The organism is Rhizobium sp. BK176, from assembly GCF_024808055.1.
Genome location: NZ_JANUBV010000005.1, coordinates 1 through 20,670 on the forward strand (window position 1 = coordinate 1; position 20,670 = coordinate 20,670).

Below are 20,670 nucleotides of genomic sequence, written 5' to 3' on the forward strand. Positions count from 1 at the left end.
AGCGATGATCCTATGATCAGCTTGCCGGCAGTGGCACGTTGATCAGTCCGGCTCACGCCGGAGAGCATGGGACCAGAGCCGTCCAGTTACACCACTGCAGTGGGCACGATCCTCAGAGTTTTCGGCCCGGTGAAACACTGCGGTAAAAAGAGGGCCTCGGCTGGGTTCCGCAATAACTATCCGAGGCCTCCCACTACCCCTTGAGAAGCGAAGATGAAGTAGTGCAGATGCCAAGCGCGGGAAGGCGACAATTGGAAAAGCCAACACCAAGGCGCTGTCAGACGGCGGCCGTTCCGCTGCCCTCGAGAGGGCCAAAAAGCTGCCGCGGCGAAGACAAGCTGCGCGAGGCGAAGGAAAAGCACCATGTGCTGCCGAACCGCGTTCTTGAAAACCTCGTCAGCGCTTCGAGGACACGCGCAGCGAGATCGGGCTTGCCCCACAACGTGAAGCTCCACCAGGCAATCGCTTGTCGTGGTACGGGGCGTGCTCTACGGCTTTGAATTGTACCTTACGACGACGCAAACTCCTGGCTCTTTCGCCAGGCGATGACGTCGACTCGAAGGTCACATAGTGCTGGTAGACCATGCTCTTCAAAAGTTGTTCGGCGAGGCGTTATGCCCGGAGTTACCCACTGTTCCCAAGCGGCGTTCATCTCGGCAAAAGACCCGAGATCGCGAAGCCAGATGTTGGCTTGGATCAGTTCTGACTTGTCTGTACCCTCCATCGCGAGCAGGGCATCGATACGATCAAGGATCTCGGCAGCCTGTGCGCGTATGCTGCTTCCGGCGGCGAAATTGGCGGTCTGGCCGATGATATGGACTGTTTGAAGTGGCGACGCCTCGTCGACGGACGCGTGCTCGATAGCCATCGGCCGGTTTCCCTGTTTCAATTGGCGCGTCGGTTGCTGCCAAGGCCAAATTGCAGCCACCGCGCCAGTTGAACAGGCCGTTTTATTTTTCGCGGCTATAACGGAATGTTATGGGCGGTCCGTCATCGCGGTGTGTCGCGACACGAACTCGACAAGATAGCGGGCGCCCTCGGACGCCTCGGACTGAGCATAAAATCCAATCTCGATGCGGACGGCGCCGGGTAGGTCGGCGGCCTTGTCGAGCGCGCGACATCCCTCGGGAATCGTGGCTTCAAGCATGGGACCGACACCTATGCCAACCCTGACCGCCGTCGCCATGGCAACCAACGTGGACGCGACGCAGGCCGTCTTCCATTTTATGTTTCGCTGCGACAGCGTGGCGATCGTCTGGAGATTCCAGGGGCAACCCTCGTCAAACATGATGACCGGGAGCGGTCTGCTGGCGTCGACCACAAAATCCGATCTGACGACCCATGTCAGGTATTCGGTCCAGATCAGGATTGGTTTCCTGTTGAGAACGGTGATGTCGCACACGGCAAGATCGAGCTTCCCCTCTTCGAACATTTCCGCCAGACGCCGGTTGGGCTCGACGATTATGTCGATGTCCACCTTCGGGTTCTGGGCCCTGAAGTCACGAAGGATGTTTATCAGTCGACTGGCGGCGAAGTCTTCGACGACCCCGAGACGGATGCGTCCTTGGAGTACCTTTCCGGTGAGCCGACGGCCGACCTCATCGCTGAGCAGCACGATCTCCCGGGCATAGGCCACCATGACCTGGCCGTGAGCCGTGAGCTCAAGTCCCTTGGAGGATCGAGAAAAGAGCGTTACCCCCACGAGCTCTTCGAGCTTGCGGATTTGCATGCTGACCGCCGCTTGAGTTCGATGCAATTTGGCAGCGGCGCCGTTGACCGTTCCGATCTCGGCGACCGTCAGGAAAGCCCGTAGCAGATATGAATCGAGATCAAGCATTCGACAGCGTCTTCGGTTGCGTTAAAGGCGAGCTATCCGAATGTGCTCATGACAGCGAAATTCGACATTGAACGATCTGCATCCGCGAGGCAACGGGCCGGGGATCGCCCATGCCCTTATAAAGTTATCTGAACGGGCCTGTCGTCGAAAATGGCGGTCGAGGCTGCCAGACTATCAGAAATCGTTATAGGCCCTCACGAAATATCAAGGTTGTAAAGGATTCTGGCTGGGCGAATGATGCCATCTCGGACCGAGAACCGGGGAACTTATCTTGACGATTGACCAGGACTTTCTGGAGGACCTTCGCCGTCGCTTCGGCAATGCCGCCGGCGGCGAAATGCACGATCCACACTTTCGCGAAGTTGCGGCAAGTGTCTTCAAAGATGGCGACAGCCGCAAGTGGCCGTTTGCAGATCCGGCGACCTTCCTTGGCGCGTCTTTTATCGAGGGCGGCATCAGATCGGATGTGCTTGCAGCACTGGATGTGGCCTTGATCGGCGTGCCGATGGACCTTGGTGTCACCAATCGCGCCGGGTCGCGGTTGGGTCCGAGAGCCGTTCGGGCGATCGAACGCGTCGGGCCCTACGAGCATGTTCTCGGGGTTGCTCCAATGGGCACGCTCAAGGTCGCCGACGTCGGTGATGTTCCGATGAGAAGCCGCTTCGATCTCGCGGGATGCCATGCCGACATCGAAGCCAGCTACCGCATGATCGCCGATACTGGAGTGATCCCCCTGTCGGTTGGTGGAGATCATTCCATATCCGGTGCCATCCTCAAGGGGTTCGCGAGCCGCGCCCCTGTTGGCATGATTCACATCGATGCCCATTGCGATACGGCTGGCCCATACGAGGGTTCCAAGTTCCACCACGGCGCTCCGTTCCGAGAGGCCGTCCTTGCCGGCGTCCTTGACCCTCGAAGAACGATCCAGATAGGCATTCGAGGCGGAGCCGAGTATCTTTGGGAGTTCTCCTTTGCTTCGGGCATGACGGTAATACACGCCGAGGAAGTCGCGGAGATGGGTATCAAGGCCGTGATCGCACGTGCCCTCGAGGTCGTCGGCTCCGGTCCAACTTACATTAGCTTTGACGTCGACAGCCTTGATCCCGCCTTTGCGCCGGGAACCGGGACACCCGAGGTTGGAGGATTGCTTCCGAGAGAAGTTCTCGCCATCTTGCGAGGCCTCCGCGGAGTAAATCTTGTTGGCGGTGACGTGGTGGAAGTGGCGCCGCAGTATGACGCGACCACCAACACGGCCCAGATTGCCGCGCAGGTCCTATTCGAATTGCTTTGCCTCGCCATGCTCAGCCCCGCCGTGCGTAACGCCGCCTGAGAGGTTGGGATCGCCGTCTCCATCTAGAACCAAGAAAAAGGGAACATAAAATGAATATCAGCAAACTAGGAAGAACCATCGCAACTGCCGCGGCATTCGCTCTGGTCGGACTGTCGGCCCATGCCGACGACCTCGCCGACATCAAGGCTGCTGGCCAAATCAGCGTAGGCATTTTCTCCGACTTCCCGCCATTTTCATCGGCCAGCGCGGACATGAGCCTCAAGGGATACGATGTCGATGTCGCTCAGAACATTGCCGACAGTCTTGGCGTGAAGCTCAACCTCGTAGGCGTCACCGGACAAAACCGAATTGCCTATCTGAACGATAAGCGCGTCGACATTCTGATGAGCGTCGGCTATTCCAAGGAGCGTGCAGAAGTAATTGATTTCGCTGCCGCTTACGCACCGTACTACATCGCGGTCATAGGGCCGGCAGCCGTCGCCATCAGCGGCAAGGACGACCTCGCCGACAAAACGATTGCCGTGAACCGCGGCACGCTCGAAGACACCTCCCTGACGGCAGCCGCCCCCGCGTCGGCAACAATCCAGCGCTTCGAAAACTACAATTCCGTTATCCAGGCCTTCATCTCGGGTCAAACGCAATTGATGGTGGTTGGCAACGATGTTGGAGCGCAGGTTCTGGCACGTCAGGACGCCTTGAAACCGGAACAAAAGTTCCAGCTCTTGACGTCGCCTTCTCACATTGCTCTTCGCAAGAGCGAGGATGGCCTGAAGAACGCCGTCAATGACGTGGTTGCCAAGATGATCGCGGAGGGGAAACTCGACGCTAGTTCGAAGGCCTGGCTGAAGACGCCACTCAACCCTGAAAATCTCAAGGATTGATCGTATGACTGCTCCCCGCCGTGAAAGGAGTGGCGATGACCTATAGCCTTGGCTTCGATTGGCTTTGGGGCGGCGCGGGAGCGCTTGCATATGGCGCAAGCATGACGCTTTTGCTGATTGCCTGCACCACCGTCTTCGGGACGGTACTCAGTGTTTTCGGCGCTGCGGCGCGAAGAAGCCGGTTCGGCTGGTTGCGCCGGGCTGTTGGCATCTACGTTGAAGTCATCCGTAACACGCCGTTTCTGGTCCAGTTGTTCTTCATTTTCTTTGGCCTCCCAAGCCTCGGAATCCGTCTCAATCCGGTGACCGCGGCAATACTCGCCATGACCCTCAACATGGCGGCCTACACGACCGAGGTGGTAGGCGCTGGGCTTGATGCTATCCCCAAGGGGCAAGGCGAGGCCGCACGGGCGCTTGGACTGAAGCCCAGGCACGTATTTTTCAAAGTCGTCTTGCCCCAGGCGCTCAAGATTATCTTTCCGGCCCTCACAAGTCAGATTGTCATCATGATGCTGGAATCGGCTGTGGTCTCACAGATTTCCGTTCGCGAACTGGCGCAAGAGGCCGATCTATTGCAAGCCCGCACCTTTCGTTCATTCGAGACCTATCTTGTCGTGACGATGATCTATCTTGCCATGTCAGCAAGCCTCAGGCGTTTGCTGATTGCTGGTGGTCGCCGGTTCCTTGGAGCGGGGATATCATGATCGAGTTCACGTTCTGGGATATTTTGCGCAATCTTGTCTTCGCGACGCGTTGGACGCTTCTTCTGTCGATTGCTGCGTTTGTTGGCGGGGCGAGCGTCGGCATGGCAATCCTCTTTGCTCGTATATCGAAGGCCTCTTGGCCACGGCGCCTGGCGTCAGGTTACATCGCGCTGTTCCAGGGGACGCCGCTCCTCATGCAGCTTTTCCTGATGTTTTTTGGCTTGCCCATGTTGGGATTCCGCATCGAGCCCTGGACTGCTGCCGTATGTGGGCTGACATTTTATGCAAGCGCGTATCTCGCGGAGATCTGGCGGAGCGGCGTCGAGGCGCTCCCGCGCGGTCAGTGGGACGCTGGCGCAAGTCTCGGTCTGCACCGCCTGCAAGAGCTTCGGCTCATTATCCTCCCACAGGCTTTCAGGATAACCCGGGCACCGACCGTCGGGTTTCTCGTGCAGCTCATCAAGAGCACAGCCTTGACGTCCATTCTTGGCTTTGAGGAACTGATGAGGACCGCAAACGCGATCAACAACGCGACGTTCGAACCTTTCAAGGTTTACGGGCTAGTCGCTGTCATCTTCTTTGTGCTTTGCTACCCACTTACCGAGTATGCGCGAAAGCTTGAACGGGAAGCCGCGGTTTGTTCAAACTAGCCAGCAAATGACGGGGGCGGCTCTCCTCCGCCATGCTGAGCTAGTGCTGCGATTACTGTTACGCCTTCCAACCCAAGCGCCGGCAGAACCGGCGGCTTGGTGGAATCGGGAATCGGAACTAACGATCTCGTAGGCACTTGGAAGCGCTGCATGCCCTGTATCAAAGTGCCAGAAGTGGGCCCTTTCTTAGCTCTCGCTCGACAAGACACGGGCTGCCCTGACCGACGCCTAACCCTGAAATGCACGCGTAGTGGTGGTATGCTGTTTTGGGTACCGATCCTGTCGCTTATGGACGCTTATAACCAGCGTTCGAGCGGACGCTTCCAGTCGCTGGGGATTCCACTCCTGGGCCAGTCTGGATGTTTTGCCGGTCGCTCGGGCAAAACGCATGCATACTTCATGATCCCGTCACGTTCTAGGCCGTGCCGTGCTCCATCGCCAGTTCTGCTCGGAGGCTTTCGACATCGCGGAAGATCGTGGCAACTGCCTGGACCTGCCCACCACGCTTGTAGCGCACGAGGCAGTCCCTAGCGGCAATATCGCCCTCCACTTCGATTTTGTCCCATCCCTCGGCATGGCCGACATAATTGATCGGAATGTCGTAATGCTGACTCCAGAAGAACGGTACATCCGTGAATTTCTTCCGGTGTCCGAGCATGTTGAGCGCCGCGGTAGCACCCTGCCGCTGCGCCACCACCCAATGCTCCACCCTGATGTTTTCGCCGCTGTGGGTGTCAGGCCACCGCGCGATGTCGCCGGCTGCATATATGCCGGAGACGCTGGTTTCGAGATAGGAACTGACCAGGACGCCTCGATCAGTGGCGAGACCGGCTGTTTCGGCAAGATCGACCCGCGGCCGCACACCGATGCCGGCAACGACGATGTCGGCGCCCAGGGTGCTGCCGCTGCTCAGCAGGACCTCGCTCGCACTAATACTCGCCGCCCGATCTCCCAGGTGGAAGACGACGCCATTTTCCTCATGCAGAGCGCGAATGAAGTCGCCCATCTGTGGTCCCAGCACTCGTTCCATGGGCCGTTCACCGGGCGCCACCACATGCACTTCGAGGCTCCGGGTTCGAAGAGCGGCGGCAACCTCGAGACCGATGAAACTGGCGCCGAGTACCACAGCGCGTCGCGCGGCGCCGGCTTGTGCGATGATCCTGCGGCTGTCGGCCAGCGAACGCAACGTATGGACATGAGGCATGTCGGCGCCGGGGATGGTCAGTCGCACCGGTTCGGCACCGGTCGCGAGCAGCAATTTGTCGAATGCTACCCGTGCTCCGTTGGCGAGCGCGACCTCGCTGGCACCGATATCGATACTGGTGACCTTGGTGCCGAGGCGTAGATCGATGCCATTCTTGGCATAGAAGTTTTCGTTGCGCAGCGGAATCCAGTCTTCGGGAGCCTTGCCTGCGAGATAGTCCTTTGAGAGGTTGGGGCGGTCGACGGGCGCTGCCTCATCGTCGCTGATCATGACAATGTCGCCCTGATATTGCTCCCGCCGCAGCCTCTCCGCTGCGGCAAAACCGGCCGCCCCACCGCCGACGATTGCGATCCGCTCTGGTGGAGCACCTGTCTTGCTTTCGCGCGCGGTGGGGGACAGCTTCTTGCGCTTCTCGCCGACGAAGATCCTTTCGTCGCGCTGCTCGACCGACCAACAAGCGAGTGGCGATAGGGCCGGCGCCCGCAGCGCGTCTCCGGTGAGAAGGTCAAAGCAGGCGTGATGCCAAGGACAGCGAACGGTATCGTCGACGACGAGACCGTCTACCAGTGGTCCGCCATAGTGGGAGCAACTGGCAGAAACCGCAAATATCTCTGCTCCGCGGCGCACCAAGAGCACCGGTTCGCCGTCGCAATGACCGACCAGCTTGCCTCCGTCTGCCAGTTCGGCGAGTGCAATACCGAGGGCCAGATCGGGTCCCTTGAGCTTTGAATGGTCGGCCATTTTCTCCTCCCTGGAGGACGTTCCCGTCATCATGCCGTTGCCACACTTGGTTGCTCAGCAGACAACCCCAGTCAATTTCCCGCCATTCCGCCTCTTAGGCAAATGAATTCGGCTCGGCTCGTGGAAGTCTAGCGGGCGAATAGGGGACTATAGGGTCGCAATTTGGGAGGAGCGATTCGTCCAGGACGTCGGTTCGTTGCCGGCACCTCCTGCAACGAAGAGAAGAGGTCACTACGAACCTCAAAGTCCGACCTCATTCGTGTTGCCGTCATCGGAAAAGCAGGGTGCGATTGGCAGCCAACCCTATGCGACGGCCAACGGGCGCCGGGCGGAGAGGGCGCGAACGCATATCAGTGCGCCCAGGATCACGGGCAAACATACCAAGTATGCTGTCCGTATACCAAAATGCTCCGCTACAAAACCGAGGAGTGGCGGAGCGAGGAAAAACACGACAAACGACATTTGACCGAGCGCTGCGACATTGAGATGAGAGGCTCGGTCCGACCGCTGGGCCGCCGCGGAAACCGCAAGCGGATAAACCACGCTGCAGCCGCCGCCCATGAGGGCAAACCCGAAAAGGGCGATCAATTGATGCGGCGCAAGCCAAACTGCGCTCAGACCGGCTGCCGACACCAACAGCAGAGTGAATGCTACCGCCCGCGAGCCAAAGCGATCGACGAACGGATCTGCGAAAATCCTCGTCATAGCCATGAAGAAGGTGAAAAGCGTGAGACCCAGGCCGCCCACAAAGGGCTCAGACTGGAATACGTCGCGCATATAGATTGCAGACCAATCGATGCCTGCACCCTCAACCAGGAAAGCAGCGATACCGATCACACACAGAGGAAGAAGCGCAATGGTCGGTAGCGCGATGCGCCCCGTGTCGGAATGCTCCTGCGTGGGTCTGGCTGGAGCATTGCGCATGCCTGCGATTGCCAGAGTGCCAACGACCAAGACGAAGCCAAACGTCAAAGCCAAATGGAGCTGCATTGACACTCCAGCCTGACGGACCGCGGCCGATATCAGCGCGGTGACGAAGAAGCCGAGGCTCCAGAAACCGTGCGCCCGGTTCATGACGCCGCGCCCCAGTTGCGCCTCGATCCGATCGATCTCGACGTTGAGATTGATTTCCAGCGCCCCCGCCAGAAGTCCTTCGCAAAGAAGAATACCGAATACCAGGGGAGCGGCGCTCATCCATGGCACGAGGGCAAGGCAAGCGGAGGTACCCAAGACGGTCAGGAAGGCGGTCGTTCGAGCTCCAAGGCGGGCGACGATCGGTGACGAGAACGTCAAAGAAATCAGGGCGCCAATGGCGGCTCCGATCAGAGTCAGGCCAAGCTCGGACTTATCGATCTGCAGCGCATCTTGAATGTCCGGAAGGCGCGAAAGCATGGCGCCCATGGAGACGGCGAACAGGAAGAAACAGACGTAAATCCGCTGTTGCGGTCCGATATGCACGGGAGCTCCGGGGTGAACTTGATGGGAGCCCTCTTCTACGTGAATCGCGGCTCACTAACAACATGCCCCCAACTGATAAGCCGTGTAGACCATCAATTGATCGCTGACTTCGGAGGGGAGGTCGGCCCGTCTCAGGATCAGGCAGGGTTTGGATCGCCCTTTGGTCCGCAGGGACCCAACCCGGGCCATCATTGCCTTCTGCCCGTGATGCAAACCGGCGATTCCCACGGTGCCTGCTGCCTCCATATCGCGTAAGATCGTCCGGCAACCTTTCTCTTCGGAGGGCGTCATGAGGAAGCTGGCTATTGTCCTGGGCATTGCGGTCTCGACGATCCCGACCGCCCTGCTGGCTGCAGCGCAACAGACGAGGCAAGAACACCGGAGAATGAACTGGAGCGAAAATCTCCCTGCGTATGTGCGGACTTATCACGGGAAGCGACTCTCAGTCGTAAGCTACCGTACGGCGCATGAAACAGGTGCGCATCCATCGCCGGGTGACGCGCAGCATGTGAACGCGATCCGAAACGCAGCACGCCAGAACAAATGGCTTGTTGATCAACTGAAGGCCAAGAAGCTAACGCCCAATGACATTGAATGGGTGATGAGAGCGCGAAACGGCAACATGGTCTTCTATGTGGAATGAGGCGGAGGGCTTCCTGGCGATCAGTCGAAACCGGCGGCAGGAGGGAGGACGATGAAGCGTTCTCCCAAGTTTGCCCGGCGCAGTCTGCCTGCTTTCTGTCAGAACCACAACAAACCCAATTCACAGAAGGTGTACAGACGGCGCTGATTGGCCAAATACTCAGCCGTCCAACCAAGCTGCGAGGCCATCCAGCGTCTGTAGCCCATACTCAACCGCGCCGAAGCCGATGACGACCTGACGTCGCTGGCGGGTGGGGTGGAGTTGGCGCATGGTGAGCACGGTCTTCCCGTCGGCCTGCTCATCGAAGGTCACCGTGGCGCGGAAGCGGTCGGGGTCGTTGGGATCAGGCGTGCCATAGTCCATCACGATCCGCTCGTTTGGCACGATCTCCAGAAAGCGCATGAGGTTCGGGAAACGCTGTTCTTTGCCCTCGAACAGGCCAACCATGTCGAACCGCCAGAGTCCGCCCTCGCGTATGTCGGCCTCGTAGCTCTCGATCTTCAGGCCGGCCGGACCGTACCATTCGGCTAGCGCCCCGGGGTCCATCCACGCCGCAAAAACCTTGTCGCGTCGATGGTTCAGAACTTTCACCAGTACGATCTCTCGATCAAGCGACCATGTATCAAACGGGTTTGCCATTGCCTTCACCATCCTCTTTCGTCTTGTCCAAATAGACTTCCAGCCGATCCAACCGGTCGGTCCAGCGCCGGCGCTCTGCCTCCATCCAGTCCGCCGCCTCGTCGAACCGCGCCTGTACCAACCGGCACCAGCGGCTGCGCCCGCGCTTCTCGCTGGCAATCAGCCCGCAATCTTCCAAAACCTTGAGATGCTGGACGAACGAAGGCAGGGCCATGTCGAACGGCTCGGCCAGGAGGCTCACCGGTACCTCGCCCTCAGACAGTCGCGAAACCACCGCGCGGCGGGTCGGGTCGCTTAAGGCGTGAAAGGCGAGATCCAGGGGTGCGGAATGATAAGGCATGTGCCTTACTATAACGAGCAGGACCACCTGTCAATAATATTAAGGCGTTTGCCTAAGTGTTGAGGGACTGGGGCGGCATGACGTGAAACCTCAAGTCGCCAAGGGCGCAGCGCGCGCCATTACCTCGATTGGCATTGACCGGGAGGTGCGCATTAAACGACGGCGGTTCACGGAGCGCCTACAGCCCTGAATTTGCTGACACGTCGCTTCGAGGCGTGGGACGCGCCTATTCCATGGAGTCAAAGCGCCGAGCCGTCATTCTGGAACTCGTTCGCCCGTACGATTCGCCAAGATTACGCCGAATGTCATCAGGGCGACGGCGATGGCGGTCGCGACGGCGAGCGACTCTCCCAATAGGGGTATAGCTAAAAGGGACGTTAGCGCCGGAGACAGGGACCCGATCGTGGCGCTTCGGGACGCGCCGAGCCGCGAGATCGCGAACGCGTAGCCCAAGGTCGAGACCAGCCCCGTCCCGATACCCTGGACGAGTGCGTAAGGCAGCGCCTCGCCGAGGCTGAAGTGGCCGAAATTGCTTCCGACCAGCCCGACGAGCATCATAGGTACGATAGCCACCAGGGAACCGATCGAAAGTAGGAGGCCGTTTGAGATCGCGTCCAACCCGGTATGCCGCAGCCCGATCGTGTATCCGGCCCAGATGAGGCTCGCGAGCAGAAGCAGTCCGACGCCCCGCAGTGTCTCCGCGGTGACAGCGTGGCGTTGTCCAGCGATCATGAGTACGACGCCACCCACGATAAGTCCGATCGGAAGAGCTTGTCTTGTAGAGAGTCTCCGACCCATGAACAAGCGCGAGATCAGGGCCATTGCGAGCGGGGTCGTACCGGGGATCAATGCGCCAACATAGGCCGCTGAGGTCAGCTTGGCTCCCGCAGACGCGATGAAATAGAAAGGCACGCCACCTGCCAGCACCAACAGGACGGCCTTGCGGTCGACTTGCCGCAGCAGATGCAGGCGGCCGAACAGCAAGGGCAGGAGCGCCACCACAGGCACGGCGAAGCGGATCAGGGCGACATCCGCAGTAGCGAGCGGTGACTTGCCCATGGCTCGCATGGTGAGCGCGAACCCAGCCCAGATGAGGACGACGAGCGCCAACACAACATAACCTGCAGCGGCAGTCTCATTCCACTTGATCGTCGGTCTGGGGAAAGTCGTAGTAATGTCGGCCATGAGAAACCTCGATGTCAAATTGAGTGACATGATATGCTTCTTCCTCAGGCAGTTTCTTGCTATGTTGATCCCATCAGGAACGATATTTGGCAGATTCTGCCAATGAGGGAGGGCCATGGACGAGAAGGACCGACAGATCATCTCTACGCTGCAGCGGGACGGCCGCCTATCGAACCAAGAGCTTTCCGAGAAAGTGGCGCTTTCGCCGTCTCCATGTCTTCGCCGTCTCAGGCTCCTGGAAGAGAACGGTGTCATCAAGGGGTACACCGCTATCGTGGATGAGGAGGCCTACGGGCTTCCAATCACCGCGTTCGTCCGCATCAGGCTCGAGCGCCACTCGGAGGCGGCGATCGCGGCCTTCGAGCGAAAGGTCCGCTCCATCGACAATATACAGGACTGCTACGTCATGACGGGGGAGGCCGACTATCTCCTGCGCGTCCTCGTTCAAAGTCTGAAGGACTACGAGCAGTTCGTCAGGCAACAGCTTCACAACATCGAAGGGATCGCGGGGATCGACACAAGTTTCGCCTATGCAACCGTCAAGAAGACGACGGTGTTCCCGCGTATCTGATGGAAGGGTCGGACTATCTGTGCCGCCTCCAGCTAAAGAGGCGCCGATTATCGTCCGCTCTCGGCAGGCCATAAGCGGACCATGACTTTGCGCCGCCGGTAGTCTCTTTTTCTGCTGCCTGTCGAGCATTTGTCTCGGCGATCCCGATGCGGGTCGGGCATCCGATGATGCCCTTCCGCTCATGGCAGACTTGGAAACCAGCAGTACCCGGTCAACGCCTTCGGCTCTGGTTAATCTGACCTCACCCCTCGAAGGCTTCCTTGAGACCGACGCTCTTGCGTTCGCGAAGATCAAGATCGGCCTCGATATGCGCGATGTGGTGCAGCATCAGCCTGCATGCCTCGTCGAGATCGTTCCTCTCGATCGCGGCGACGATATCGCCATGCTCGGAATGACCGCAACTCGATATGGTCGATTGACCATAAAGGGCGATCACCAGCGACGAGCGGGCTACGAGTTCATCCATAAAACGTTGCATGATCGCATTGCCGGATATGGCGGCAAGCGTCAGGTGAAAGTCGCCCGATGCCTTGATCTCGGCACGTCGTGCCATCTGGCCGCGCTCGCTCATCAGGCGGCCTTCCGCGATGAGCAATTGCTTCAGATGCTGGATTTGCGAAGGCGTGATTCTGGCTGCAGCCTCCCGCAAGATCCCGGGCTCGACCAGGCGGCGGGCAGCGAAAATCTGGCGAGCCTCATCGGGCGAGGGGTAGGCGACGAACGCGCCACGGTTCTTTTCGACGCTGACCAGGCCCTCATAGGAAAGAGCCTGCAGGGCGGCGCGCGCAAGCGTACGGCTGACGTTGAACAGGTTGCCGACATCGCTTTCCGATAGCTTTGTTCCCGGCGACAGCCGCCGCTCGACGATCGCATCGCGGATCGCGTCGCGGATCTGTTGTGCGCCCGTATCGGTTGAATCCTCTGTGGTATGCACGGCGGTTGCGGTGGGCTTCATGAACACAAATACCTTTTGACCGGGAAATGATATCTGCGTTTCCCGTAAAAGTTAAACGGAATTTGCGCTCAAAGAGATGGCTAAATTGTATACGATCGTTTGCACGAAGTGCGAACGATAGCCTATTTTCTGGGCAGGTGATGTTGGTGCCGCAATTTTGATGTGTGACCCTTCTGCAAAGCGAAGTGTTTGATTTTTCGACGCTTGATGCACCGCAATAGGAACTGGCACGGCGGATGCATTGTCCTTCTCGAACAGGGGAAGACCAATGTCGAAGGCCGCAGAGATCGATATCGTATCAGTTTCCAAGGTGTATGGCGCCACCACGGCGGTCCATTCCATCAGCCTGAAGATACCGGCCGGTTCCTATTGCTGCTTTCTCGGCCCCTCCGGCTGCGGCAAGACCTCAACGCTGCGCATGATCGCCGGGCACGAAAGCATTTCGTCCGGTGATATCAGGCTTGGCAATACAGTCGTCACCGACTTTCCGCCGGCCAAGCGCGGCACGGCGATGATGTTCCAGTCTTATGCGCTCTTCCCGCATCTCGACCTCGTCGACAACGTCGCTTTCAGCCTGAAGATGAAGGGTGTCGAGAAGGACGAACGGCGGACCAAGGCGCTCGAGTTGCTGAAACTGATGCAGATGGACGCCTATGCGACGCGGCGGCCAGCACAGTTATCAGGCGGGCAGCAGCAGCGTGTGGCGCTGGCACGCGCGCTGATTACCGATCCGGAAGCGCTGCTGCTCGACGAGCCGTTGTCGGCGCTCGATCCGTTCCTGAAGATCCGCATGCGTGCCGAACTGAAAAAGCTGCAGAAGAGCCTCGGCATCACCTTCGTGCATGTGACGCACAGCCAGGAAGAGGCGATGGCGCTCGCCGATATCATTGTCATCATGAACGACGGCAAGATCGAGCAGGCGGCAACGCCGCGCAAGGTCTTCGAGGAGCCGGCCACCGCCTTCGTCGCTCGCTTCATGGGGGATCACAATGTTCTCTCCGGCCGCGTCGTTTCCTCGAAAGACGGTGTTACGACGCTCGAGGTTCCGGAAGGTCAGACATTCTCGGTGCGCGGCAACGGCAAGCACGCCGGCGAGAGTGTCGACATCGGTATCCGCACAGATCGGGTGCGGCTCGATACCGCTTCCGACAAGACGCTCGGTTTCAACGGCGTCGTCTCCAACATCGAATATCGCGGCGCCTCGGTGAAGCTCACCGTGGCCGGCGCGGGCAGCGATGACTTCACCGTCATTGCGTCCGATGGCGATTATTTCGCCAACCCCGCATCGGTCGGCGATGCGGTGTCCCTGAGTTGGGCCTTGGAGGACGCCGTTCTCCTGGGCCGCGTTTCGGCATGAATCTTCATTACCACAAAAACCAGAGGGAACTGACATGACTGATACAACGAAAACCACCAAGAAGGGTCTGATGGGCAAGGGCGTGTCGCGCCGCAGCCTGCTGAAGACGGGTGCTGCCGCCCTCGGCGCTGCCGCCGGCTCCGGCCTGATCACCGGCTTCCCGACCATCTGGGCGCAGTCCAACATCACGCTTCGCCAGTTCGGCACCGGCGTCTCCAACATCAACGCCATCGCCGAGCAGTGCAAGAAGGACCTCGGCATCACGCTCGAGATGACGGCGACGGATTCCGACGCCGCCGCGCAGCGCGCCGTGACGCAGCCTGACAGCTACGACATCGCCGACATCGAATACTGGATCCTGAAGAAGGTCTATCCGACCGGCGTCATCCAGCCGATGGATGTGAAGAAGCTGAAGTACTACGACAAGGTCGTTCCGCTGTTCAAGAACGGCAAGCTGAAGCCGGATAGCGTGATTGCGCAGGGCACCGCGCCGCACACGGTCGGTTACGTCGAAAAAGCCGACGCCAAGACCTTCGCCAAGGGCGAGACCGAGCTCTTCACCATGATGCCGACGATCTACAACGCCGACACGCTCGGCATTCGCCCTGATCTCGTCGGCCGCGAGATCTCGACCTGGGCCGATATCATGGACCCGAAGTTCAAGGGCAAGACCTCAATCCTCAACATCCCGTCGATCGGCATCATGGATGCCGCGATGATCATGGAAGCGCTCGGCAACATCAAGTACGCCGACAAGGGCAACATGACCAAGGAAGAGATCGACAAGACGATCGACTTCCTGATCAAGGCAAAGCAGGACGGTCAGTTCCGCGCCTTCTGGAAGTCGTTCGACGAGTCGGTCAACCTGATGGCTTCGGGCGAAGTCATCATCCAGTCCATGTGGTCGCCGGCTGTCGCCGCTGTTCGCTCCAAGGGCATCGCCTGCAAATACCAGCCGCTCAAGGAAGGCTATCGCTCGTGGGGCGGCGGTCTCGGCCTCGCTTCGCACCTCAAGGGTGCCGAGCTCGATGCGGCCTACGAGTACATCAACTGGTACACATCCGGCTGGGTCGGCGGCTACCTCAACCGCCAGGGCTACTACTCTGCCTGCATGGACACCGCCAAGGGCTTCATGACGGCTGACGAGTGGGGCTACTGGATCGAAGGCAAGGCAGCCCAGGGCGATATCCTCTCGCCGGAAGGCAAGGTCATGGAGAAGGCCGGCGCCGTTCGCGACGGTGGTTCGTTCGAAGAGCGCATGGGTCATGTCGCGTGCTGGAACTCCGTCATGGACGAAGACCGCTACATGGTTCGCCGCTGGAACGAGTTCATCGCGGCTTAAGGCGGCCATCATCCGCCACAGCGGGTGCCGCTTTCCCCTCCCCAAACCCTCCCCACAAGGGGGAGGGAGCGTGGGCGCTGCGGCAAGGAGCCGGTTCCTCCCGAGGAGCGTGGCGGCAGAAAACGCCCTCGCTCTTGTGGGGAGGGTGCAACAGAAGAACTCCCTCCCCCCTGTGGGGAGGGTTGGGGAGGGGTCTTCGATCCCTCTCTCAATTCCGTTTCAAGGCAAATCCGAGAGGATGGCAGATGGCGACGATCGCTTCAGCAGAGACAAACGAGACGACTGACCGGGTCCGCAGTGCTGGCTTTCGGCTTGCGCCGTGGGCCGCCTCCTATCTCCAGGCGACGCCGCTCATCCTGATCCTCGGTTTCTTCTTCATCCTGCCGATCGCGATGATCGCGGTGGTGAGCTTCTGGGATTACGACTTCGCCGGTCTCTATCCCGATTTCCTGACGATGAACTACACCGAGACGCTCGGCTCGTGGGTGACGTGGAAGACCTATCTCAATACGCTGAAATTCACCGTCATCGTCTGGGCGCTGACCGTCTTCATCGGTTTCTGGGTCGCCTATTTCCTTGCCTTTCATATCCGCCGCACGTCGACGCAGATGATCCTGTTTCTGGTCTGCACCGTGCCGTTCATGACGTCGAACATCATCCGCATGATCTCGTGGATCCCGGTGCTCGGCCGCAATGGCCTCGTCAACTCTGCGCTGATCAAGGCGGGCATCATCCCGCAGCCGATCGAGTGGCTGCTCTATTCCGATTTCGCCGTGGTTCTCGCCATGGTGCATCTCTACACGCTGTTCATGGTGACACCGATCTTCAACACGCTGATGCGCATCGACCGCTCGCTGTTCGAGGCAGCGCGCGATGCCGGCGCCAGCGGCTGGCAGATCCTCTGGAACGTCGTCATCCCGCTCGCCAAGCCCGGCATCGCCATCGGCTCGATCTTCGTTGTGACGCTTGTGATGGCTGACTTCTCCACCGTGCAGGTGATGTCCGGCGGGCAGAGCGCTTCAGTGGCGCTGATGATGAAGAACCAGATGTCGCTGCTGCAATATCCTGCCGCCGCCGCCAATGCCGTCGTGCTTCTGGTCGTCGTCCTGATGATGGTCGCGGCCATCCTGCGCGTCGTCGATATCCGCAAGGAGCTTTGAGATGAACCACGAGAGGCGCACCTTCGAATTCTACGTGCTCGCAGCCTTCTTCCTTGTCTTCGTGCTGTTCCTCTACGGACCGCTCTCGGCGATCCTGATCCTGTCCTTTCAGGGGCCGGATGGCGGCCTCACCTTTCCGCTGAACGGCATTTCCGTTCACTGGTTCTACAATCTGTTCGAGAAACAGGCGGTGGGCGATTTCGGCGCCTCGTTCCGTCGGTCGTCTACGCTCGGCCTGATGGTGATGGTTGTCACGGTCGTCGTATCGCTGCTCGCGGGCCTTGCCTTCCGCCGCCGGTTCCGTGGCGCGACTTTTCTGTTTTACGCGACTGTCGCCAGCCTCGTGGTGCCGTCGATCATCATCTCGCTCGGAATCGGCGTGGTGTTCCAGCAGGGCGGGCTGAAGCCTGCCTGGTATTCGTCGGCCTTCGGCGCGCATCTGACATGGACGTTGCCGTTCGGCGTGCTCATCATGTTCGCCGTGTTCAACCGTTTCTCGCCCGCCTACGAGGAAGCTGCCCGCGATCTTGGCGCGAGTTCTTGGCAGACCTTCCGCCACGTCGTGCTGCCGATGATTGCGCCGAGCCTGATCGGTGTCGGGCTGTTCGGCTTCACGCTCTCTTACGACGAATTCGCCCGGACGCTGATGACATCAGGCAGCTACAACACGCTGCCGCTCGAAATCTACGGTATGACCACCAACGTCACGACGCCGGTGCTATACGCGCTCGGCACGGTAACGACGCTGTTTTCCTTCACTATCATCCTCGTCGCGCTCGGCATCATGCTCATGCTGCGTCGGCGTCAGGCAAAGGTAAGCTGACCCCCAATGCGCATTCTTCTGGTCAATCCCAATACGACTGAAACCATGACCGAGAAGGCAGCCCTTGCTGCCCGCGCGGTCATGGCGTCTGGCACCGTCATCATTGCCGCCACCTCGCGAATGGGGCCGGTATCGATTGAAGGGCATTATGACGGGGCGCTCGCAATCCCGGGACTTCTCAGCGAACTCAAGGAGCGGGCTGGCGAATACGATGCCGCGATCATCGCCTGCTTCGACGATACGGGACTTGACGCGGCGCGCAGCTTTGCCGACGTGCCGGTGCTTGGACTCTGTGAATCTGCGGTCGCCACCGCAGGCTTCCTGGCGCAGCGATTTACCGTCGTGACGACGCTGGAGCGTTCGCGTGTCTTGATTGACAATCTTGTACGACGCTACGGCATGGGCGGACGCGCCAGGGTGCGCGCCTCCGATATTCCGGTTCTTCAGCTCGAAGATCCCACTTCGGGCGCTATCGGCAAGCTCCGGGCCGAGATCGAGCGTGCTCTTGCTGAGGATGGCGCCGAAGCGATCGTGCTTGGCTGCGCTGGGATGACTGATCTGGCGCGCGAGCTGCAGGATATCTACGGCGTGCCCGTGGTCGATGGGGTCGCCGTAGCGGTGAAGCAGGCCGAGGCGCTGGTTTCGCTCGGATTGTCGACGAGCAAGCGCGGTTCTTACGCATCGCCTCTGGCAAAACCCTTTACCGGCGCTATGAGCGCTTTCGCGCCGATGCGAGCAGCAGGCTGACCGATGACAATATCCTTCGATTTCGAAGCACTCTCGGAGCGTGAGCGTTACAAGCTGATGATTGGCACGATCATTCCGCGACCGATCGCGCTGGTGACTACGGTCGACGAACATGGCCGTATCAATGCCGCCCCGTTTAGCTTCTTCAATTGCCTCTCCGCCGATCCGCCCATCCTGGCGCTCGGCGTCGAGAACAATCCGGACATGTCTTTCAAGGACACGGGCTATAACATCCGCATGACGGAAGTCTTCACAGTCAACATTGTGTCGTTTTCCATTGCCGAAGCGATGCATGTCTGCGGGTCAAAATATCCGCGTGGTGTCGACGAGCTCAAGGAGGCGGGACTGACGGCGATGGCGGGTCAGAAAGTCGCTTCGCCATGGATCGCGGAAGCACCCGCAGCATTCGAGTGCAGGCGTCATGTCACGCTTGAGCTCGGGAAATCCCGTCAGATCATCATGGGCGAGATCGTCTATGCTCATTATCGCGACGGTGTCGTCGATCCTGAAGGTCTGCGCGTCGATCCCAGGCAAGTCGATGCCATCGCGCGCCTTGGCGGCGATACCTGCTCGACGATCCGTGACCGTTTCGAGATGCTGACGCCGAAATTATAAGATTTTCCAACCTTTGGGTCCGACGAGTTGCAGGCCGCTGCGCTGAGGTCGCCACGACAGACCCATCCCTAGCAGCCCCAGCGCAAGGCAGCCGTGGCGACAGGCGAATCCCATAGAGCGAACTCTTCGTCACGAAGCAGAGCGAGCGAGATCGAAAGGCCCTGCATGTCAAGTGAGCTTGCGTAAGTACCAACCAGTGAGCGCGCGATCTGCAGACCATGACCCTGCATGAAGCGATGCGCGACGTTGTAAGCGAGATAAAGTTCCGCCGGCGGCGTGCCGCCAAGGCCGTTCACGAAAAGCAATGCCTTGTCAGAAACCCGAGCGACTTCGTTGAAAACCACCTCGCTTAGATGCCTCACGATGGTGTCCGCGTTGGAGAAGGGCTCTCTTGAACGGCCCGGCTCTCCATGAATGCCAACACCCATTTCTATTTCTTCGGGGCCGAGTGAAAAGGTCGATCGCCGCGTGTGCGGCACCGTGACACCGGTCAGTGCGACACCCATCGATCTGACGCGGGACGCGAGGCCGGCAGCAAGGGTTTTCAATTCAGCGAGTGCCATGCCGTTTTCCGCGGCGGCGCCGAGAAGCCTTTCCATGATTACCGTACCGGCAATGCCTCGTCGACCGCGGCCGTCGTTCGTGCTTGCCGTTTCGATGTCGTCGCTTACGATCACCATCTCAATTCGGTGGCGGCTCGATGCCATCTCTGCCGCCATTTCGAAATTCATGAGGTCGCCGTCATAATTCTTTACCACCAGCAGGCAGCCGGCACCGGTGTCCACGTCCTCTATCGCGCTGAGGATTTGGCCTGGAGTAGGGGACGTGAAAATATGCCCGACGCATGCTGCATCCAGCATGCCGCGACCGACGAAGCCGACATGCATCGGCTCGTGGCCCGCTCCACCCCCGGAGATGACTGCTACCTTACCTGGAACGAGGTGGCGACGACGGACAAATTGACGGTCTGCGCCGAATACAAGGAACTCCTCATGGGCGCGCACGAAGCCTTCGACGCTTTCGGCGACCATTGTGTCCGCTGCATTCATGAATTTCTTCATCAAACCCCTCCCAAGGCGATGATCATCTAGCGCTCGTTCCGCGCGAACCGTCCGTTCAATCAGGCGGCCCCGAAATCTCGGCGATCTTTTGGACCAGGTCCGTGATCGCCTCTTCCAGAAGCCGGTTGCGGCGTTCATCGCCGAAGTCAGGCACCATTATCGAAAGATGCCGCAGTTTTTCCGTGGCGCCAAACTCCGGCAGCTTGCCGGGATGGGCGACCTGATAGGCGTCCAAAAAACGGTCCTGTTCGGCGGGGCTAAAATGGCACACCCTGAAGATGGTCGCGAGGTGACGCGCCGGAAGAGGCGTCGCATAAGTGGGGCTGGTTATCTGGGTGACGAAGCTGCGATGCTTGCCGAGTTCCGTCGCCAGCCTCTGACGTGTTCCTGACGGTCGGTTGTCGATAATCTGCGCCAGAATGTCCTTGTAGGCGATAATGGCGTCTTCGGTGTCTTCGCGCGCCAT

At 59.5% G+C, this 20,670-nt stretch carries 22 protein-coding genes; 12 read left to right on the forward strand and 10 right to left on the reverse strand.

The annotated features are described in order from the left end of the window. Window positions 1–508: 508 nt before the first annotated feature. Window positions 509–868 carry a Rid family hydrolase gene (locus tag FHT76_RS17275; protein WP_183861970.1) on the reverse strand — a complete coding sequence of 120 codons (360 nt, stop codon included), beginning with the start codon at window positions 866–868 and terminating at the stop codon, window positions 509–511. A 108-nt stretch (window positions 869–976) separates the two neighbouring features. Then, on the reverse strand, window positions 977–1,837 hold the full coding sequence (locus tag FHT76_RS17280) for a LysR substrate-binding domain-containing protein (RefSeq protein ID WP_016555213.1): 861 nt from the start codon (window positions 1,835–1,837) through the stop codon (window positions 977–979). A 271-nt stretch (window positions 1,838–2,108) separates the two neighbouring features. Between FHT76_RS17280 and speB the strand changes: the two genes are divergently transcribed. Genes speB through FHT76_RS17300 form a run of 4 tightly spaced genes read left to right on the forward strand, consistent with a single transcriptional unit; the run spans window position 2,109 to window position 5,363 of the window. Then, window positions 2,109–3,167 carry an agmatinase gene (gene speB, locus FHT76_RS17285; RefSeq protein ID WP_183861968.1) on the forward strand — a complete coding sequence of 353 codons (1,059 nt, stop codon included), beginning with the start codon at window positions 2,109–2,111 and terminating at the stop codon, window positions 3,165–3,167. Window positions 3,168–3,217: 50 nt separating this feature from the next. Beyond that, entirely contained in the window at window positions 3,218–4,009 is a 792-nt protein-coding gene (locus tag FHT76_RS17290) for a transporter substrate-binding domain-containing protein (protein ID WP_016555211.1), read from the forward strand. Between the two features lie 35 nt (window positions 4,010–4,044). Next, window positions 4,045–4,713: an amino acid ABC transporter permease gene (locus tag FHT76_RS17295; RefSeq protein ID WP_183861966.1), complete on the forward strand. Its 669-nt coding sequence runs from the start codon at window positions 4,045–4,047 to the stop codon at window positions 4,711–4,713. Beyond that, window positions 4,710–5,363 carry an amino acid ABC transporter permease gene (locus FHT76_RS17300; RefSeq protein ID WP_183861964.1) on the forward strand — a complete coding sequence of 218 codons (654 nt, stop codon included), beginning with the start codon at window positions 4,710–4,712 and terminating at the stop codon, window positions 5,361–5,363. Before FHT76_RS17295 ends, FHT76_RS17300 begins: the two co-directional genes overlap by 4 nt. Window positions 5,364–5,778: 415 nt before the next feature. Here the strand turns inward: FHT76_RS17300 and FHT76_RS17305 are convergent, their stop codons facing one another. Then, complete coding sequence (locus tag FHT76_RS17305) at window positions 5,779–7,308, reverse strand: FAD-dependent oxidoreductase (RefSeq protein WP_183861962.1); 1,530 nt, start codon at window positions 7,306–7,308, stop codon at window positions 5,779–5,781. A 303-nt stretch (window positions 7,309–7,611) separates the two neighbouring features. Continuing rightward, window positions 7,612–8,766 (reverse strand): MFS transporter, encoded by a 1,155-nt coding sequence (locus FHT76_RS17310; RefSeq protein ID WP_183755366.1) that lies wholly within the window; start codon window positions 8,764–8,766, stop codon window positions 7,612–7,614. A 289-nt stretch (window positions 8,767–9,055) separates the two neighbouring features. Here FHT76_RS17310 and FHT76_RS17315 point away from each other — a divergent pair, with 289 nt between their 5' ends. After that, entirely contained in the window at window positions 9,056–9,409 is a 354-nt protein-coding gene (locus FHT76_RS17315; protein WP_183861960.1) for a hypothetical protein, read from the forward strand. 159 nt (window positions 9,410–9,568) lie between these two features. Here the strand turns inward: FHT76_RS17315 and FHT76_RS17320 are convergent, their stop codons facing one another. The 3 genes from FHT76_RS17320 to FHT76_RS17330 form a co-directional block, all read right to left on the reverse strand. Next, window positions 9,569–10,048 (reverse strand): SRPBCC family protein, encoded by a 480-nt coding sequence (locus FHT76_RS17320; protein ID WP_183861958.1) that lies wholly within the window; start codon window positions 10,046–10,048, stop codon window positions 9,569–9,571. Next, the gene (locus tag FHT76_RS17325) at window positions 10,032–10,388 is read right to left on the reverse strand and encodes a helix-turn-helix transcriptional regulator (RefSeq protein WP_183861956.1); all 357 of its coding nucleotides are present in this window, start codon (window positions 10,386–10,388) and stop codon (window positions 10,032–10,034) included. Before FHT76_RS17325 ends, FHT76_RS17320 begins: the two co-directional genes overlap by 17 nt. Before the next feature lie 255 nt (window positions 10,389–10,643). Continuing rightward, entirely contained in the window at window positions 10,644–11,573 is a 930-nt protein-coding gene (locus FHT76_RS17330) for a DMT family transporter (protein ID WP_183861954.1), read from the reverse strand. Between the two features lie 115 nt (window positions 11,574–11,688). Here FHT76_RS17330 and FHT76_RS17335 point away from each other — a divergent pair, with 115 nt between their 5' ends. Then, a complete protein-coding gene (locus tag FHT76_RS17335; RefSeq protein ID WP_016555203.1) occupies window positions 11,689–12,144 on the forward strand; it encodes an Lrp/AsnC family transcriptional regulator in 456 nt (151 codons plus the stop codon). Between the two features lie 241 nt (window positions 12,145–12,385). Here FHT76_RS17335 and FHT76_RS17340 read toward each other — a convergent pair whose 3' ends face one another. After that, window positions 12,386–13,099: a GntR family transcriptional regulator gene (locus FHT76_RS17340; protein ID WP_210296667.1), complete on the reverse strand. Its 714-nt coding sequence runs from the start codon at window positions 13,097–13,099 to the stop codon at window positions 12,386–12,388. Window positions 13,100–13,367: 268 nt separating this feature from the next. Here FHT76_RS17340 and FHT76_RS17345 point away from each other — a divergent pair, with 268 nt between their 5' ends. From FHT76_RS17345 to FHT76_RS17370, 6 genes are all read left to right on the forward strand, one after another. After that, entirely contained in the window at window positions 13,368–14,456 is a 1,089-nt protein-coding gene (locus tag FHT76_RS17345; RefSeq protein WP_183861952.1) for an ABC transporter ATP-binding protein, read from the forward strand. Window positions 14,457–14,490: 34 nt separating this feature from the next. Beyond that, window positions 14,491–15,798: a PotD/PotF family extracellular solute-binding protein gene (locus tag FHT76_RS17350; RefSeq protein WP_183861950.1), complete on the forward strand. Its 1,308-nt coding sequence runs from the start codon at window positions 14,491–14,493 to the stop codon at window positions 15,796–15,798. 245 nt (window positions 15,799–16,043) lie between these two features. Continuing rightward, window positions 16,044–16,958 (forward strand): ABC transporter permease, encoded by a 915-nt coding sequence (locus FHT76_RS17355; RefSeq protein WP_183861948.1) that lies wholly within the window; start codon window positions 16,044–16,046, stop codon window positions 16,956–16,958. 1 nt (window position 16,959) lies between these two features. Continuing rightward, complete coding sequence (locus FHT76_RS17360) at window positions 16,960–17,781, forward strand: ABC transporter permease (RefSeq protein ID WP_183861946.1); 822 nt, start codon at window positions 16,960–16,962, stop codon at window positions 17,779–17,781. Between the two features lie 6 nt (window positions 17,782–17,787). After that, window positions 17,788–18,528, forward strand: coding sequence for an aspartate/glutamate racemase family protein (locus FHT76_RS17365; protein ID WP_183861944.1), 741 nt, complete (start codon window positions 17,788–17,790; stop codon window positions 18,526–18,528). Window positions 18,529–18,531: 3 nt separating this feature from the next. Beyond that, window positions 18,532–19,143: a flavin reductase family protein gene (locus FHT76_RS17370; RefSeq protein ID WP_259127567.1), complete on the forward strand. Its 612-nt coding sequence runs from the start codon at window positions 18,532–18,534 to the stop codon at window positions 19,141–19,143. 68 nt (window positions 19,144–19,211) lie between these two features. Here the strand turns inward: FHT76_RS17370 and FHT76_RS17375 are convergent, their stop codons facing one another. Then, complete coding sequence (locus FHT76_RS17375) at window positions 19,212–20,204, reverse strand: dihydroxyacetone kinase subunit DhaK (protein ID WP_183861942.1); 993 nt, start codon at window positions 20,202–20,204, stop codon at window positions 19,212–19,214. Between the two features lie 55 nt (window positions 20,205–20,259). Then, window positions 20,260–20,670 (reverse strand): hypothetical protein, encoded by a 411-nt coding sequence (locus FHT76_RS17380; protein WP_114713755.1) that lies wholly within the window; start codon window positions 20,668–20,670, stop codon window positions 20,260–20,262.

Coding starts and splice junctions, on each gene's coding strand:
- FHT76_RS17275 (WP_183861970.1), bottom strand. CDS start 868: ATGGCTATCGAGCACGCGTCCGTCGACGAGGCGTCGCCACTTCAAACA.
- FHT76_RS17280 (WP_016555213.1), bottom strand. CDS start 1,837: ATGCTTGATCTCGATTCATATCTGCTACGGGCTTTCCTGACGGTCGCC.
- FHT76_RS17290 (WP_016555211.1), top strand. CDS start 3,218: ATGAATATCAGCAAACTAGGAAGAACCATCGCAACTGCCGCGGCATTC.
- FHT76_RS17295 (WP_183861966.1), top strand. CDS start 4,045: ATGACCTATAGCCTTGGCTTCGATTGGCTTTGGGGCGGCGCGGGAGCG.
- FHT76_RS17300 (WP_183861964.1), top strand. CDS start 4,710: ATGATCGAGTTCACGTTCTGGGATATTTTGCGCAATCTTGTCTTCGCG.
- FHT76_RS17305 (WP_183861962.1), bottom strand. CDS start 7,308: ATGGCCGACCATTCAAAGCTCAAGGGACCCGATCTGGCCCTCGGTATT.
- FHT76_RS17315 (WP_183861960.1), top strand. CDS start 9,056: ATGAGGAAGCTGGCTATTGTCCTGGGCATTGCGGTCTCGACGATCCCG.
- FHT76_RS17320 (WP_183861958.1), bottom strand. CDS start 10,048: ATGGCAAACCCGTTTGATACATGGTCGCTTGATCGAGAGATCGTACTG.
- FHT76_RS17325 (WP_183861956.1), bottom strand. CDS start 10,388: ATGCCTTATCATTCCGCACCCCTGGATCTCGCCTTTCACGCCTTAAGC.
- FHT76_RS17330 (WP_183861954.1), bottom strand. CDS start 11,573: ATGGCCGACATTACTACGACTTTCCCCAGACCGACGATCAAGTGGAAT.
- FHT76_RS17335 (WP_016555203.1), top strand. CDS start 11,689: ATGGACGAGAAGGACCGACAGATCATCTCTACGCTGCAGCGGGACGGC.
- FHT76_RS17340 (WP_210296667.1), bottom strand. CDS start 13,099: ATGAAGCCCACCGCAACCGCCGTGCATACCACAGAGGATTCAACCGAT.
- FHT76_RS17345 (WP_183861952.1), top strand. CDS start 13,368: ATGTCGAAGGCCGCAGAGATCGATATCGTATCAGTTTCCAAGGTGTAT.
- FHT76_RS17350 (WP_183861950.1), top strand. CDS start 14,491: ATGACTGATACAACGAAAACCACCAAGAAGGGTCTGATGGGCAAGGGC.
- FHT76_RS17355 (WP_183861948.1), top strand. CDS start 16,044: ATGGCGACGATCGCTTCAGCAGAGACAAACGAGACGACTGACCGGGTC.
- FHT76_RS17360 (WP_183861946.1), top strand. CDS start 16,960: ATGAACCACGAGAGGCGCACCTTCGAATTCTACGTGCTCGCAGCCTTC.
- FHT76_RS17365 (WP_183861944.1), top strand. CDS start 17,788: ATGCGCATTCTTCTGGTCAATCCCAATACGACTGAAACCATGACCGAG.
- FHT76_RS17370 (WP_259127567.1), top strand. CDS start 18,532: ATGACAATATCCTTCGATTTCGAAGCACTCTCGGAGCGTGAGCGTTAC.
- FHT76_RS17375 (WP_183861942.1), bottom strand. CDS start 20,204: ATGAAGAAATTCATGAATGCAGCGGACACAATGGTCGCCGAAAGCGTC.
- FHT76_RS17380 (WP_114713755.1), bottom strand. CDS start 20,670: ATGGCGCGCGAAGACACCGAAGACGCCATTATCGCCTACAAGGACATT.